A 13,840-nucleotide genomic window follows, 5' to 3' on the forward strand; every position below is an offset into this window, starting at 1 on the left:
GGCACTGTCTCTGTATGCGAGACACCGGGCTGCTGCAGACCCTCGACCGGGGGCTGACGATCCTGGAGGTCCTGGCCCAGGCGCGGTATCCGCTGACTCTCGCCGACCTGTCGGCGCGGCTGGGTGTCCACCGTTCCATCACCCACCGCCTGGTGCGGACGCTCCAGGCGCACCACCTCATCGCCCGTACGCCCACCGGGTACGTGCTCGGCACCGGCACCACCGCACTGGGACGGGCTGCGCTGCCCGTGGTGCAGCAGGTCGCGAAGGGCGAGGTCTACCACCTCGCGCGCCGCACCGACCTGACCGCGTTCCTGGTCGTGCGCGACGGGCCGGACGTGGTCACCCTCATCTCGGTGGACACCAGCAGCGCCCGGCTGAACGTCGTCTACAGCCCGGGCGCGCGCCACCCCCTGGAGGTCGGTTCACCGGGCCTGGCCGTGCTGGCCGGGGGAGAGGCGCGACCGGACGAACGGCCCGAGGTCACCCGCGGCCGCGCCGCGGGCTACGTCGTGACGTTCGGGGAGGTCATCGAGCACCAGGGCAGCGTCGCCGCCCCCATCCGCTCCGCGCCCGGCAGGGCCATCGGTGCGCTGGCCCTCACCTTCGGCCACGAGCGTCCGGGCAGCCGGCAGATCGATGCGCTGCTCGACAGTGCCGCCGTGGTCTCCGCCCGCCTCGTCCAGGCGCAGCTGCGCGGCGCCGTCGTCCCGGACCTGGACGCGTCCGGTGACCCGTCGGGAACGCCCTGACCCGGATCTCCGTCAACGCCGTCGCGCAGGACCGGCCCGCGGTCAGTAGAACCCGTCGCGGGTGGCGCCGAACCGGGCGCCCGAGGGCCGTCCGAGGCTCCGGCTCAGGCGTTCGGCCGTGGCCAGCACGTGCGGCAGGACGGTCTCGACCAGCCTCTCCGGTGAGCACCGGCCGACGCTGGTCGCGGACGCCAGCGCCGCGACGACCGTCCCCGTGTGGTCCCGCACCGGGACCGCCACGGCCATGAGGTCCGGGTCGAGCTCGCCGACGGCCAGCGCCCAGCCCCGGGTCTGCACCTCCCGCAGGATCCCGCGCAACGCCTTCGGGTCGGTGACGGTCCGCGGGGTACAGGCCGGGGGCCCCGCGGCGAGCACCCGGGCGATGGTCGGTTCCTCGGCCCAGGCCAGCAGGACCCGCCCCATCGCGGTCGCCGTGGCCGGGACCCGGGTCCCGGGGGAGACGTCGACCTGCATGATCCGGCGTACCGGCACCCGGGCGACGTAGACGGCGTCCGTGCCGTCCAGCACGGTCAGCGAGGCGGACTCGTCGGTCTGCTCGGCCAGTTGCGTCAGGTAGGGGCGGGCGGCGTCGACGATCGAGTGCGTCGCGGTGTACCGCTGTCCGACCGACAGCACGCGCGGCGTCAGCCGCCAGTGGCCGTGCGCCTGCTCGACGTAGCCGAGGTGCTCCAGGGTCAGCAGGATCCGGCGGACGGCGGGCCGCGACAGGCCGGTCGCCGCCGCCACGTCCGAGCTGGTCGGCCGGGGCCGGTCGGCGTCGAAGGCGAGCAGTACGGCGAAACCCCGCTCGATGCTCTGGATGCGGTCCCGGTCGCCGGCACCGTCGGCCACGTGGGTCATTGGGACGGGATTCCTCTCAATTGATCGCGACCCGGTCCGTGCGGGTGCCGCAGGGGCGTTGACCAGCGCGAACTCACCCGACACAGTGGTCGTGAACGCAAAGCGGGCAGTACGTACGCAGAGCGTACAGGAAGGAGCGATCGATGGCGATCGACCCGCGAGAGCTGCGCCGGTGCCTCGGGCACTTCGCCACCGGCGTCACCGTCATCACCTGTCAGGGAGCCGACGGCACGCCGCACGGCGCGACGGTGAACGCGTTCACCGCGGTGTCGCTCGACCCGCCGCTGGTGCTGGTGTCGTTGGACCGGCGGTCCCGGCTGTGCGCGCTCGTCGAGCAGGAGCGGCGGCCGTTCACCGTGAACGTCCTCGCCTCGGGGCAGAAGGAGCTGGCGCTGCACTTCGCGGGCCGCCCCAACCAGGACGTCGGCTGGCTGCCCGACAGCGCGTGCGGCGCGCCCCGGCTCGCCGGCGCCCTGGCCCACATCTCCTGCACCCCCTGGCAGGCCTACGACGGCGGTGATCACGTTCTCTACCTGGGCGAGGTCCAGGAGTTCCTGATCCACGACGGAGCCCCGCTGCTGTTCCACACCGGCCGGTTCCACCACCTCGGCGACGACCACGAGCCCGTCCTCTGGGGCGACTCGGCCGACGGCCCGGCGGGCCAGAGCTGGATCACCGGCGCGGCGGTCCGCTGACCACGACCCCACGGCGCCGTGCGTCCGCACGGCCCGAACCGCACGCCCGAACGACGAAGGAGTCGACGATGACCCTGCAGCAGGACTCGGTCGCCACCCCCACCGGGGCGGACGGCCGCGTGACCCGCCCCATGACCGGCGACGAGTACGTCGAGAGCCTCCGCGACGACCGCGAGGTCTACCTCTACGGCGAGAAGGTCGCCGACGTGACCACGCACCCGGCGTTCCGCAACGCCGTGCGGATGACCGCGCGGCTCTACGACGCGCTGCACGACCCGACCCGGTCGGAGAAGCTGACCGTCCCCACCGACACCGGCAGCTCCGGCGTCACCCACCCGTTCTTCCGGACCCCGCACTCGGTCGAGGACCTCAGGAAGGACCGCGAGGCGATCGCCGAGTGGGCGCGGATGACCTACGGCTTCATGGGCCGGTCCCCCGACTACAAGGCCGCCTTCCTGGGCACCCTGGGCGCGAACTCCGAGTTCTACGACCCCTACGCCGCCAACGCCCGGCGCTGGTACGAGGAGTCGCAGGAGAAGGTTCTCTACTGGAACCACGCGATCATCAACCCGCCGGTCGACCGGCACCGCCCGCCGGACGAGGTCTCCGACGTGTTCATGCACGTCGAGGAGGAGAACGACAACGGCGTCGTCGTCTCCGGGGCCAAGGTCGTCGCCACCGGTTCGGCGATCACCCACTTCAACTTCCTCGCCCACTACGGCCTGCCGATCAAGAAGCGCGAGTACTCGCTGGTCTGCACCGTGCCGATGGGTGCGCCCGGGATGAAGCTGATCTGCCGGCCGTCCTACGCCCAGCAGGCCTCGATGATGGGCAGCCCGTTCGACTATCCGCTCTCCTCGCGGATGGACGAGAACGACACGATCTTCATCCTCGACAAGGTGCTCATCCCCTGGGAGAACGTGTTCATCTACGGCGACGCGGAGAAGGCGTCGACGTTCTTCCCCGGGTCCGGCTTCCTGCACCGCTTCACCTTCCACGGCGTCACCCGGCTCGCGGTCAAGCTCGACTTCATCGCCGGCCTGCTGATGAAGGGCCTGGAGGTCACCGGCTCCAAGGACTTCCGCGGCGTGCAGACCCGGGTCGGCGAGGTCATCGCCTGGCGCAACATGTTCTGGGCGCTGTCGGACGCCATGTGCGCCAACCCCGACGAGTGGGTGGGCGGGGCGAAGCTGCCCAAGCTCGACTACGGCCTGGCCTACCGCTGGTTCATGACCCTGGGCTACCCGCGGGTCAAGGAGATCATCATGCAGGACCTGGGCGCCTCGCTGATCTACCTGCCCAGCCACTCCGCGGACTTCCTCTCCCCGGAGGTCCGGCCCTACCTGGACAAGTACGTCCGCGGCTCGAACGGCTACGAGGCCGTCGACCGGGTCAAGCTCATGAAGCTGATCTGGGACTCGATCGGCTCGGAGTTCGGCGGGCGCCACGAGCTCTACGAGCGCAACTACTCCGGCAACCACGAGGGCGTGCGTGCCGAGCTCCTGTTCGCCGCCGAGGCGTCGGGCACCGCGTCGGCGATGAAGGGCTTCGCCGAGCAGTGCCTCGACGAGTACGACCTCAACGGCTGGACCGTGCCCGACCTGATCAACAACGACGACGTGCGGCTCTTCGGCCGCAACGGCCGCTGAACCCGGGGCGCGCCATGACCACCACCGACCACGACACCGTCCCCTCCGACACCGTCCCCTCCGGCGCCGGGCTCGCCGGCGCGAACGCCACCGAGTCCGCCCGCCTCGGCCTGTCCAGCAGGCGCACCGCGGCGGGCGGCGGCGCCGACGCCGACCGCGTCGCCGCCGTCGTGGGCGCCGCGCTGGAGGGGATCCGGGCGGCGATCCGCGACCACAAGGTGACCTACTCCGAGTTCGACGCGTTCAAGCGCTGGCTCATCGAGGTCTCCGACACCGGCGAGTGGCCGCTGTTCCTCGACGTCTACCTCGAGTTCGAGGTCGAGCGGGTGGCCGCCGAGTCCCAGCAGGGCTCGACCGGCACCATCCTCGGCCCGTTCTGGCTCGACGGCCAGGTCCGGCTGCAGTCCCCGGCGACCCTGCCGATGCGCGCGGACGAGCCCGGCACCCCGCTCGTCCTCGCCGGCCGTGTGACCGGCACCGACGGCACGCCGCTGCCCGGGGCGACGGTCGACATCTGGCACACCGACGACGAGGGCTGGTACTCCGGCTTCGCGGAGAAGCCCCCGGCCGGGAACCTGCGCGGCGTCGTCGCCTGCGACGAGCAGGGCCGGTTCGAGATCCACACCCGCAGGCCCGCCCCGTACACGATCCCGCTGGACGGCCCGACCGGGACGCTCACCACGACCGCGGGATGGAGCCCGTGGAGACCGGCCCACCTGCACCTGCTGGTCTCCGCCCCCGGGCACCGCACGGTCACCACCCAGCTGTTCTTCACCGGTGACCCGTACCTGGACTCCGACGTGGCCTCGGCGACCAAGCCGGAGCTGGTACTCGACCCGCAGCCCACCGGCGACGGCGACGAGGTCCGCTCGGACCACGACTTCGTCCTCGAACCCGAGTAGTCCGAACGGGTGGGGCGGGCCCCGGCACGGGGCCCGCCCCACCCGTCGGCGCAACCGTGACGTGGAGGTCCCGGTCATGACCGCCGCCCAGGCACCCGACCGCACCCCGAGCCGGCCCGTCGTCCCGCTGTGGTGGGGCGTCGACGCCGTGCCCGACTCCTTCGGCCCCTGCGTGGTGACCGTCGGTGTCTTCGACGGCGTCCACCGTGGCCACCGCCGCCTCATCGACCACGCCCGGGCCGTCGGGCGGGAGCGGGGGCTCCCGGTCGTGCTGCTCACCTTCGACCCGCATCCGGCCCGCGTGCTCGGGGTCGACCGCGACACCGCCGTCCTGACCACCGTGGACCACCGCGCCGAGCTCGCGGCCGCCGCCGGTGTCGACGCGGTCTGCGTCCTGCGCTTCACCGCCGGGCTGGCCGCGCGGACCCCGGACGAGTTCGCCCGCGACGTCCTGGCCCGCGGGCTGGGGGCCGCGGCGGTCGTCGTCGGCGCGAACTTCACCTTCGGCGCCCGCGCCGCCGGCGACGTCACCACGTTGGCGACCCTGGGGACGGGGTTCGGCTTCACCACCCACGTGGTGCCGCTGCTGCGCGTGGTCGACACCCCGTGCTCGTCCACCCACGCCCGGCGGTGCATCCGGTCGGGCCGGCTCGACGCCGCGGCGCGGGCCCTCGGCCGCCCGCACCGGGTCGACGGCGCCCGCTGCGGTGACGTCGTCCGTCCCGAGCCCGGGACGGCGCTCCCGCCGCCCGGCCGCTACCAGGGCCTCGTCGACGGCAGGGCGGCCGACGTCGAGGTGCTGCCCGACGGGCGGGTGCGGATCGTCGCGGCCGCGGGGGACCGGCCGTCACCGGACGGTCCGGTCTCGGTCGTCTTCGCCGGGGACGGCGGCGCGCCCCGATGACCACCGCGGAGCAGCGCCTCGCCCGGCTGGAGGCCATCGAGGAGATCCGGGCCCTCGACGCGCGCTACTGCCGGGCCCTCGACGACGGCGACTGGGACACCCTGGTCTCGCTGTTCACCGACGACGGCGAGTTCGTCGGCCTCCGCCACGCACGGGGCCCGGTCGGTCTGCGACGGTTCTTCGCCGGCCTGGCCCGGGAGGGGCTCACGTCGTTCTGGCACCACGTGTCCAACCTGGAGGTCGAGCTGGACGGCGACGCCGTCGACGGCGAGCCCGCGGCGGCGCGTGTCCACTCGCTGCTGTGGCAGCCCTGCGTCCGCGACGGGGTGCCGCACGTGGCCGCCGGTCGCTACGACGACCGCGTCGTGCGCCTCGACGGTGAGTGGCGCTACCGGCGCAAACGCGTCTCGTTCGACTACTTCGCCCCGCTCGCCGACGGCTGGGAGAAGGGCGTGTTCAGCGTCGAGGACGCCGCCGCGACCTTCCGGACGGGCGCGCCCGAACCGGAGGTCGAGTTCGTCCACGCCCCGATCGACCTCGCGCACCGGATCGACGGTCGCGAGGGTGCCCCCGTCCTCGTGCTCGGACCGTCGCTGGGCACCGACCTGCACCTGTTCGACGAGCAGGTCGACGCCCTGGCCGACGAGTTCCGCATCGTGCGCTACGACCTGCCCGGGCACGGTGCGAGCCCGGCACCCGCCGGGCCGTACACGATGGCCGGCCTCGCGCGCGACGTCGTCGCGCTGCTCGACCGGCTCGACATCGGCCGCGCCCACTACGCGGGGGTCTCGATCGGCGGCGCCATCGGCCAGCAGATCGTCCTCGACCACCCCGGCCGTCTCGAGACCCTCACGGTGATCGCCTCGGCCGCACGGTTCGCCGAACCCTCCAGCTGGCCGGCGCGTGCGCAGGAGGTCCGGGCGAAGGGGACGGCCGCGATGATCACGAGCCGGGCCGGGGTCTGGTTCACCCACGACTTCGTGCGCACCCGCAACGAGGAGGCCGTCCGCCTGCTGCGGATGCTCGGGGCGACCGACCCGGAGGGCTACGCCGGATGCTGCGAGGCGATCGGCGCCTTCGACGTCCGGCGACGGCTGCCGGAGATCACCGTCCCGACACTCGTGATCGCCGGTGGCGCCGACCCGGCCACACCGCCGGAGATGGCGAAGATCGTCGCCCACGGGGTGGCGGACGGGCGCTACGTCGTCATCGACGGGGCCGCGCACCTCACCAACGTGGAGGCGGCCGAGCGGGTCACCGGACTGGTGCGGAGCTTCGCCGCCGGCCCGCGCGGCGGCACCGCCCCGACACCGGGCGGAGGAGAGGATCGAGGAGGTCGGCGCGCGAGCCACTCCTGATCGTGGGCGGGGCCGGTCGCCGGAGCGGCCCGGCCGGGAGGGGACGGCGGTCCCTGCCCGCCACGCCGTCCCTCCCGCTGCTCAGCCCGCCCGCAGCGGTTCGTTGCGGTCGACGGTCCAGGCGACCATGGCGCTGTCGAGGTAGGCGCGGACCTCCACGATCCGGGCGTCGGGCCGGGCCGAGTCGAACCGGCAGACCCAGCAGTAGCCGTTGTCGAACGGCGCCCCGTCGAGGGTCACCGAGGTCGCGTGCAGCTCGGCGACGGTGATCTCCCCGGCGACGTGGAGGTGACGGACCTCGAGGCGGATCCCGTCCCGCATCAGCGGGCCGAGGCGGTCGAACGTGGCGGCGGTGAAGTCCTTCTTGGACGTGTAGTGGCCTGCGAGCGGGTGCGTGCCCTCGACCGTCCAGGACACGTCGTCGGCCACCCGGTCGAAGAAGCCTGCGGTGGTGGCGGGGTCGGCGAGGTGGGCGAAGAGCGCGGTGCGGTCATTGATCGTTGCGTCATGCATGGATTCAGTCTCGCGTCGCCGCCGCACCCGGACGATCTAAGTTGCACCACGTGGCAACTGCGCCGGTCGACACTGTGCTCGTTCGCTCCCTGGTGCTCCTGGAGACCCTGGCCGGGATGGAGCAGCCGGTGACCCTCCCGGCGCTCGCGGAGCGGTTGGACGCGCCGGTCAGCCGGATCTACCGGATGCTGCGGGCGTTGCAGCACGAGGGTTTCGTCGACCACGTGGGACGCCAGGGCTACCGGCTGGGCGCTCGGGCGCTCGGTCTCGGCGCCCTGCTCGGCCCGTGGCCCGAGCTGCGGGCGCTCGCCCGCCCGGTCCTGGTCAGGCTGGCGGGTCGGACCTCGCTGAGCGCCCGGCTGCACGTGCGCAGCGGGCACGACCGCGTGCTGCTGCTGGCCGCGGTCCCTCCGCACGACCAGGACCCGTCGTGGCGGACGCGGATCGGGGAGCGGTCGCCGCTGCCCCGCGGATGCAGCGGCCGGGCCATCCTCGCCCACCTGTCCGCGGCGGAGGTCGCCGTCGTCCTGCGCGCGCGGCCCGGTGGGGACGGGCGTGCCCTGCGGTCGGAGCTGCGCCGCATCCGCGGGGACGGGTTCGCCCTCTCCCACGCCGACAACCACGCCGGTCGGCGGGGGATCTCGGTGCCGTTGCGGTCCGGGTCCGCCGTGACGGGTGCGTTGTCGCTGTCCGGGGCCCAGGACGCCGTCGACGACGACGGTCTGCGCGCACTCGCGGGCACGGTGCTGGCCGCGGCCGAGGAGATCGCGGGCCCGCTGTCGGCGATGCTCGGTCCGGAGGGGGCCCGCCGTCGTCACGCACTGGACGTCGTCCCACCGGAACGGCCGGGCCCCTAGGCCGGGGTCCGGCGGTCAGGTCGCGGCGAGCCGGCCGGCCAGCTCGCGGCACACCTCGTCCAGGGTCGCCAGCCCGGCGGCCACCGCGGGCCGGTGCCGCGCACCGGCGCGGACCGCGGCGACCACCCGGCGGATCGGCACCGGCGGCGTGCCGATCCGGATCCGCCGGGTCTCGTGACGGGCCGGGACGTCGGCCAGGCGGGGGACCAGCGCGACGCCGAACCCGCGGGAGACGAGCGCGGCGCCGGTGTCCCACTCGTCGGCGTGGTGGGCGATGTCGGGCGCGAACCCCGCGCCGGCGCAGGCCATCGTCACGAGCTGGTGGTAGGCCCGTCCCGGATTGCTGCAGATCCACCGCTCCGCGGCCGTGTCGGCCAGCGCCACGTCCGCGCGCCCGACCAGCGGGTGGTCCGGGCCGACCAGCAGGTCCAGCGGCTCGTCGAACAGGGTCCGCTGATCGAACGCCGGGTCGGTCACCGGCGGGAGGCTCGACGTCGCGACGACCACCACGATGTCGGTGTCACCCGCGGCGAGCAGGTCGAACGCCCGCGCCGGCTCGCACTCCCGCAGCTGCAGCTCCCACCCGGGGTGGGCGGTGCGCAGCCGTCCCAGCACCTCCGGCACGACGGCCGCCGCCGCGGTGGAGAACCCGCAGAACCGCAGCGCCCCGCCGGTGTCGCCGTCGCGGTGGGCCGCGAGGTCGGCCTGCGCCCGTTCCCACTGCGCCCGCAGGGTCTCGCCGTGCGTCAGCAGGGTCCGCGCCGCGGCGGTCAGGCGCACGCGTCGTCCGTCGGGTTCGAGCAGCGTCACCCCGAGCTCGCGGGCCAGCGCCTGCATCTGGTGCGACGCCGCCGACGGCGTCATCCGGCACACCTCGGCCGCCGCGGTCACCGTCCCGTGCCGGGCGATCGCGGCCAGCACCCGCAGCCTCCGATCGATCATTCGCAGAACGTACAAGATTCCGGGTCCGATTCTGCGATGGACCTGAACGGTTCCCGGCGCCCACCCTGTCGTCGTCAGCACACCGCGCAACGGCAGGAGCACGACGGATGGGTGCGTACCGCGCGATCGTCATCGGCCTCGGGGGACTCGGCTCGGCCGCGCTGCACCGGCTCGCCACCGAGCTCGGCCCGGGGGTCCTGGGTCTGGAGCAGTTCGCGCTCGGCCACCACCGGGGCGCGTCCCAGGACCACTCCCGGATCATCCGGCTCGCCCAGCACCAGGACGCCTACGCCGCCCTGGCCGCACCCGCCTACCGGGCCTGGGCCGCCGTCGAGGAGGAGTCCGGCCAGCGACTCGTCACCCGCACCGGCGGGCTGGTGATCGAGGACCGGGTCGCCCGGGCGGGCACCGCGACCGGCACCCGGAACATCGAGGGATACACCGCGCTGTTCGACCGCCACGGCGTCGCGTACGAGCTGCTCGACGCCGACGCCCTCACCGGGCGCTGGCCCCAGTTCCGGACCTCCGGTGGCGAGCAGGCCCTGTACCAGGAGGACTCCGGCATCGTCGACGCCGCGCGGGCGAACGCGGTGCACGTCGCGCTGGCCCGAGCGCACGGCGCCGAGGTCCGCCCGCACACCCCGGTCCGGTCGATCCGGGCCGACGGCGGCGGGGTCGCGGTCGTCACCGACGGGGGCACCCTGCGCGCCGACCGCGTCGTGCTGGCCGCCGACGCCTGGACCAACCAGCTGCTCGCCGGGGTCGGGCTGCGGCTGCCGCTGACCGTGCTGCGCGAGCAGGTCACCTACTACGCGACCCCGCACCTGGCCGAGTTCTCGCCCGGCCGCTTCCCGGTGTTCATGTGGCACGGCGAGCACAACTTCTACGGCTTCCCGGTGTACGGCGAGGTCGCGACCAAGCTCGGCCAGCACATGGGCGGCGAGGAGACCACCGCCGACGGCCGCTCGTTCGACCCCGACCCGGTCCGCCGCGCGCGCTACGACGCCTTCCTCGCCCGGCACCTGCCGCGGTTCCGTGGTCCGGAGCTGTACTCGAGGACCTGTCTCTACACCGTCCCGCCGGACCAGGACTTCGTCCTCGACACCCTGCCCGGCACCCCGCAGGTCGTCGTCGCCATCGGGGCGGGGCACGCGTACAAGTTCGCCGCGCTGATCGGTGGGCTGCTCACCGACCTCGCTCTCGGCACGGAGCCGGCGCATCCGGTCGACGCCTTCTCCGTCACCCGGCCCGCGCTGACCGACCCCGCCTTCCCACGCAGCTTCCACACCTGAGCCCGTCCGCCCCGCGACGAGAGGAGACCCCCGTGAGCATCGACCTCCCGGTCACCCCGGGCCCGGCGCCCGCCCCCCACGACGCCCTGCCCGCCCGGCCGGTCGACCCCGCCACGTTCGGCGACGAGGCCACCTACCGGCACACCCGCCTCCCCGTGGACCAGGCGTCGACCCTGCTGCCCGACGCCTACACCTCGCCGGAGTTCTTCGCCCTCGAACGGGAGCGGGTGTTCGGGACCGGCTGGGTCGCGGTCGGCCTCACCGCCGACGTCGACCGGCACGGCGCCTGCGTCGTCGTCGAGGTCGCGGGGCGGTCGGTGATCGTCACCCGCAACCGGCACGGTGAGCTGCGCGCCTTCCACAACGTCTGCCGCCACCGCGCCACCCGGCTGCTCGACGCCGACGCCCGCGAGGTCGGCAGGCGCGGCCGCATCCGCTGTCCGTACCACAGCTGGACCTACGACACCGACGGCGCGTGCCTGGGCACCCCGCTGTTCGAGGGCTCCGACGTCCCGGCCGGGCAGGAGCCCGTGTTCGACACCTCGGTCGCCACCGGCTTCGACCGCGCCGACCAGGGGCTGCTCCCCGTCGCCGTCGACAGCTGGGGGTTCCTGCTGTTCGTCCACCTCGGCCGCGACCCGGGCCCGTTGCGCGAGCAGCTCGGTGACCTGCCCGCCCGGTTCGCCGACCACCGGCTGGAGGCCTGGTCGCCCCGCCGTCGCCGCCGCTACGACGTCGCGGCCAACTACAAGCTCGTCGGCGAGAACTTCATGGAGTACTACCACCTGCCGTGGGTGCATCCCGAGCTCAACCGGGTCTCCCGGTTCTCCGACCACTACCGCTGGCAGGGCCCCGGCATGTACACGGGCATGTGCACCACCCCGGTGTCGCGCAACACCGCGGCAGGCGGCTGGGACGGCCCGGCGCCGCTGAGCACGCTCGGCCCCGACGACGCGGACAGCGGCCGCTTCGTCTGGCTGTTCCCCAGCTGCGCGCTGGTGGTGCTGCCCAACCACGCCTTCGTGCTGCTCAACCGCCCGGTGGCCGCCGACCGGACGGAGGAGACCGCGGTGCTGCTCACCCATCCCGAGTTCGTCGACGACGAGGACGGCCGTGCGGGGCTCGACCAGCTCGAGGCGTTCTGGGACCTGGTCAACCGCCAGGACCTGGACATCGTCGAGCGGGTCCAGCAGGGCCTGGCGGACCCGGCCTTCCGCGGCGGCCGGATGTGTTTCCGCTTCGAGGAGCCCGTCCACCGCTTCCAGAACATGGTCGTCGACCGGATGGTCGGCCTCGACCGGGTCCCGGCCGGCGACGACGTCACCGCCGTGCGGATGTTCCCGGACCCGATGTGAACCGGGGCCGCGCCGGACTCAGGCCGAGGACCGCACGGGTGGGCCCGAGGGGGCTGCGCCCGTCGTTGTGGCGAGGCGGGCCTCCGCTGCGTCGAACACGGCCTTGCCCACGAGGCGCTGCCGCTCGCCGAACGGGGTCAGCAGACCGTGTGCGCCGGCCAGGGTGCCGTCGTCGCGGAGCCTGCCGAGGACGTCCTGCATCCCCCGGATAGAGGCCTGCAGGGCGGCGTTCGCGTACAGGACCACCGCGAAGCCCATCCGGTGCAGCTCCGCCCGGGGCAGCATCGGAGTCTTCCCACCCTCGACGATGTTCGCGACCTTGGGCACCTCCGGCCGGACCGCGCCGACCGCGACCAGCTCGTCCCGGTCGCGGACGCCCTCGACGAACAGGACGTCGGCGCCGGCGTCGGCGTAGGCCCCGGCGCGGTCGAGCGCCTCGCCCAGCCCGTGGGCGGCGCGGGCGTCGGTCCGGGCGACGATCAGCGTGTCCTGGTCGCGGCGGGCGTCGGCCGCCGCCGCGATCTTCTGCACCATCTCGGCGGCCGGGACGACCTGCTGGCCGTCGAAGTGGCCGCAGCGCTTGGGGCTGATCTGGTCCTCGATCTGGATCGCCGCCGCCCCGGCACGCTCCAGGGTGGTGATCGCCCGGCCGACGGTGACCGCGTTGCCGAACCCGGTGTCCGCGTCCACGACCAGTGGCAGGTCGGTCACCTCGGCGATCGCCGTGACGTGGGCGGTCAGTTCGGGCAGGGACAGGAAACCGAGGTCGGGCAGCCCGAGGTGGGTGTTGGTGATCCCGGCGCCCGTGACGAAGGCGGCGTCGAAGCCGAGGTCCTCCACGATCCGGGCGGCGAGCGCGTTCGCGACGCCCGGGAGCAGGACGCCCCCGCGGTGGGCGAGAAGCGAGCGCAGGCGGGCGGCTGCGGAGGGGGGCGTGCTCATGGCGGGTCTCCTTCGGCTCAGCCGCGTGACGTGAGGGCGTGCAGGTCGACCGACGCGCCGACCCCGGTGTCCTCCGCCAGCACGGACAGGATGTTCTGCAGGCTGTTGGCGATGTGCGTGGCGGTGGCGTCGGCCGCGGCGGTCTCGTCGCCGTCGGCGATCGCGGTGCAGATCGCCACGTGCTCGCCGACGGTCTGCAGCATCCGCTCGGGGCGCCGCCGGGCGAGCAACCGGAGGCGCTGCAGGTGTCCGCGGAGACCACGCAGTGCCTCGACGACGTAGGGGTTGCGCGCCGCGTCGGCCACGGCCTCGTCCAGGGCGAAGGTCAGCTCGGTGTAGCGCCGGTAGTCGTCGCCGGGGCCGGTGCCGCCGAGATCGGCCCGCTGCCCGGCGAACGCGGTCGCCAGCTCGGTGAAGACCTCGCGTCGCGGGCGGCGGGCGCACAACCGCGCGGCGTAGGGCTCGACGGCCTCGCGCATCTGGAACAGGTGCACCACGTCCTGCATGGCGATCTCGCTGACGACCGCACCCCGGCCGGCCGTGATGCGCACCAGCCCCTCGCGGTCCAGACGGTGCAGGGCCTCCCGCAGCGGGGTGCGCGACACCCCCAGCTCACGCGACATCCGCACCTCGCTGAGGTGCTCACCGGGCGGGAGCTCCCAGTCCACGATCAGGTCGCGCAGCCGTTCGTAGGTCCGCTGCCCCTGACTGCGGTCCGCTGTCATCTGCTTCCCCCCGGCGACCGTTGACATCTGCCCGGGAACTGTACACCATCGCGGTACCTCCTACATCCAAGCTGTATACAGACTGGAGACAGC

At 73.8% G+C, this 13,840-nt stretch carries 14 protein-coding genes; 9 read left to right on the forward strand and 5 right to left on the reverse strand.

All coding sequences use genetic code 11. The features are described from left to right. Window positions 1–14: 14 nt before the first annotated feature. Window positions 15–752: an IclR family transcriptional regulator gene (locus ND486_RS27845; RefSeq protein ID WP_251787281.1), complete on the forward strand. Its 738-nt coding sequence runs from the start codon at window positions 15–17 to the stop codon at window positions 750–752. Between the two features lie 42 nt (window positions 753–794). On the opposite strand, the gene ND486_RS27850 is transcribed toward ND486_RS27845, so the two are convergent. Beyond that, window positions 795–1,613: an IclR family transcriptional regulator C-terminal domain-containing protein gene (locus ND486_RS27850; RefSeq protein ID WP_251787282.1), complete on the reverse strand. Its 819-nt coding sequence runs from the start codon at window positions 1,611–1,613 to the stop codon at window positions 795–797. A 143-nt stretch (window positions 1,614–1,756) separates the two neighbouring features. On the opposite strand from ND486_RS27850, the gene ND486_RS27855 reads away from it, so the two are divergent. The 5 genes from ND486_RS27855 to pcaD all read left to right on the forward strand — a co-directional run bounded on the left by ND486_RS27855 (window position 1,757) and on the right by pcaD (window position 7,121). Further along, window positions 1,757–2,308, forward strand: a complete 552-nt coding sequence (locus tag ND486_RS27855; protein WP_208823083.1) for a flavin reductase family protein — start codon at window positions 1,757–1,759, stop codon at window positions 2,306–2,308. Between the two features lie 68 nt (window positions 2,309–2,376). Further along, a complete protein-coding gene (locus tag ND486_RS27860; protein WP_208823085.1) occupies window positions 2,377–3,957 on the forward strand; it encodes a 4-hydroxyphenylacetate 3-hydroxylase family protein in 1,581 nt (526 codons plus the stop codon). Window positions 3,958–3,971: 14 nt separating this feature from the next. Continuing rightward, on the forward strand, window positions 3,972–4,859 hold the full coding sequence (locus ND486_RS27865) for a dioxygenase (RefSeq protein ID WP_251787283.1): 888 nt from the start codon (window positions 3,972–3,974) through the stop codon (window positions 4,857–4,859). A 76-nt stretch (window positions 4,860–4,935) separates the two neighbouring features. After that, window positions 4,936–5,763 carry an adenylyltransferase/cytidyltransferase family protein gene (locus tag ND486_RS27870; protein WP_251787284.1) on the forward strand — a complete coding sequence of 276 codons (828 nt, stop codon included), beginning with the start codon at window positions 4,936–4,938 and terminating at the stop codon, window positions 5,761–5,763. Then, window positions 5,760–7,121 carry a 3-oxoadipate enol-lactonase gene (gene pcaD / locus ND486_RS27875; protein WP_251787285.1) on the forward strand — a complete coding sequence of 454 codons (1,362 nt, stop codon included), beginning with the start codon at window positions 5,760–5,762 and terminating at the stop codon, window positions 7,119–7,121. The genes ND486_RS27870 and pcaD overlap by 4 nt, the downstream gene beginning before the upstream one ends. A gap of 81 nt (window positions 7,122–7,202) precedes the next feature. On the opposite strand, the gene ND486_RS27880 is transcribed toward pcaD, so the two are convergent. Continuing rightward, complete coding sequence (locus ND486_RS27880) at window positions 7,203–7,634, reverse strand: nuclear transport factor 2 family protein (protein WP_251787286.1); 432 nt, start codon at window positions 7,632–7,634, stop codon at window positions 7,203–7,205. Window positions 7,635–7,708: 74 nt separating this feature from the next. On the opposite strand from ND486_RS27880, the gene ND486_RS27885 reads away from it, so the two are divergent. Beyond that, window positions 7,709–8,491, forward strand: coding sequence for an IclR family transcriptional regulator (locus ND486_RS27885; protein ID WP_251787287.1), 783 nt, complete (start codon window positions 7,709–7,711; stop codon window positions 8,489–8,491). Window positions 8,492–8,506: 15 nt separating this feature from the next. Here the strand turns inward: ND486_RS27885 and ND486_RS27890 are convergent, their stop codons facing one another. Continuing rightward, complete coding sequence (locus ND486_RS27890) at window positions 8,507–9,433, reverse strand: LysR substrate-binding domain-containing protein (RefSeq protein ID WP_251787288.1); 927 nt, start codon at window positions 9,431–9,433, stop codon at window positions 8,507–8,509. Between the two features lie 107 nt (window positions 9,434–9,540). Here ND486_RS27890 and solA point away from each other — a divergent pair, with 107 nt between their 5' ends. Together solA and ND486_RS27900 are read left to right on the forward strand one after the other, a co-directional pair. After that, window positions 9,541–10,725: an N-methyl-L-tryptophan oxidase gene (solA, locus tag ND486_RS27895; protein ID WP_251787289.1), complete on the forward strand. Its 1,185-nt coding sequence runs from the start codon at window positions 9,541–9,543 to the stop codon at window positions 10,723–10,725. 32 nt (window positions 10,726–10,757) lie between these two features. Beyond that, the gene (locus ND486_RS27900) at window positions 10,758–12,080 is read left to right on the forward strand and encodes an aromatic ring-hydroxylating dioxygenase subunit alpha (protein ID WP_251787290.1); all 1,323 of its coding nucleotides are present in this window, start codon (window positions 10,758–10,760) and stop codon (window positions 12,078–12,080) included. 18 nt (window positions 12,081–12,098) lie between these two features. Here the strand turns inward: ND486_RS27900 and ND486_RS27905 are convergent, their stop codons facing one another. Together ND486_RS27905 and ND486_RS27910 are read right to left on the reverse strand one after the other, a co-directional pair. After that, window positions 12,099–13,022, reverse strand: a complete 924-nt coding sequence (locus ND486_RS27905) for an oxaloacetate decarboxylase (protein WP_251787291.1) — start codon at window positions 13,020–13,022, stop codon at window positions 12,099–12,101. A gap of 17 nt (window positions 13,023–13,039) precedes the next feature. Next, on the reverse strand, window positions 13,040–13,774 hold the full coding sequence (locus tag ND486_RS27910; protein ID WP_251787292.1) for a GntR family transcriptional regulator: 735 nt from the start codon (window positions 13,772–13,774) through the stop codon (window positions 13,040–13,042). Window positions 13,775–13,840: the final 66 nt, after the last annotated feature.

Origin of the sequence: Pseudonocardia sp. DR1-2 (genome assembly GCF_023717215.1) — a bacterium.
GTDB lineage: Bacteria > Actinomycetota > Actinomycetes > Mycobacteriales > Pseudonocardiaceae > Pseudonocardia > Pseudonocardia alni.

Bases quoted from the DNA above. Each gene is read 5' to 3' on its own strand.
- ND486_RS27845 (WP_251787281.1), top strand. From the start codon at position 15: ATGCGAGACACCGGGCTGCTGCAGACCCTCGACCGGGGGCTGACGATC.
- ND486_RS27850 (WP_251787282.1), bottom strand. From the start codon at position 1,613: ATGACCCACGTGGCCGACGGTGCCGGCGACCGGGACCGCATCCAGAGC.
- ND486_RS27855 (WP_208823083.1), top strand. From the start codon at position 1,757: ATGGCGATCGACCCGCGAGAGCTGCGCCGGTGCCTCGGGCACTTCGCC.
- ND486_RS27860 (WP_208823085.1), top strand. From the start codon at position 2,377: ATGACCCTGCAGCAGGACTCGGTCGCCACCCCCACCGGGGCGGACGGC.
- ND486_RS27865 (WP_251787283.1), top strand. From the start codon at position 3,972: ATGACCACCACCGACCACGACACCGTCCCCTCCGACACCGTCCCCTCC.
- ND486_RS27870 (WP_251787284.1), top strand. From the start codon at position 4,936: ATGACCGCCGCCCAGGCACCCGACCGCACCCCGAGCCGGCCCGTCGTC.
- pcaD (WP_251787285.1), top strand. From the start codon at position 5,760: ATGACCACCGCGGAGCAGCGCCTCGCCCGGCTGGAGGCCATCGAGGAG.
- ND486_RS27880 (WP_251787286.1), bottom strand. From the start codon at position 7,634: ATGCATGACGCAACGATCAATGACCGCACCGCGCTCTTCGCCCACCTC.
- ND486_RS27890 (WP_251787288.1), bottom strand. From the start codon at position 9,433: ATGATCGATCGGAGGCTGCGGGTGCTGGCCGCGATCGCCCGGCACGGG.
- solA (WP_251787289.1), top strand. From the start codon at position 9,541: ATGGGTGCGTACCGCGCGATCGTCATCGGCCTCGGGGGACTCGGCTCG.
- ND486_RS27905 (WP_251787291.1), bottom strand. From the start codon at position 13,022: ATGAGCACGCCCCCCTCCGCAGCCGCCCGCCTGCGCTCGCTTCTCGCC.
- ND486_RS27910 (WP_251787292.1), bottom strand. From the start codon at position 13,774: ATGTCAACGGTCGCCGGGGGGAAGCAGATGACAGCGGACCGCAGTCAG.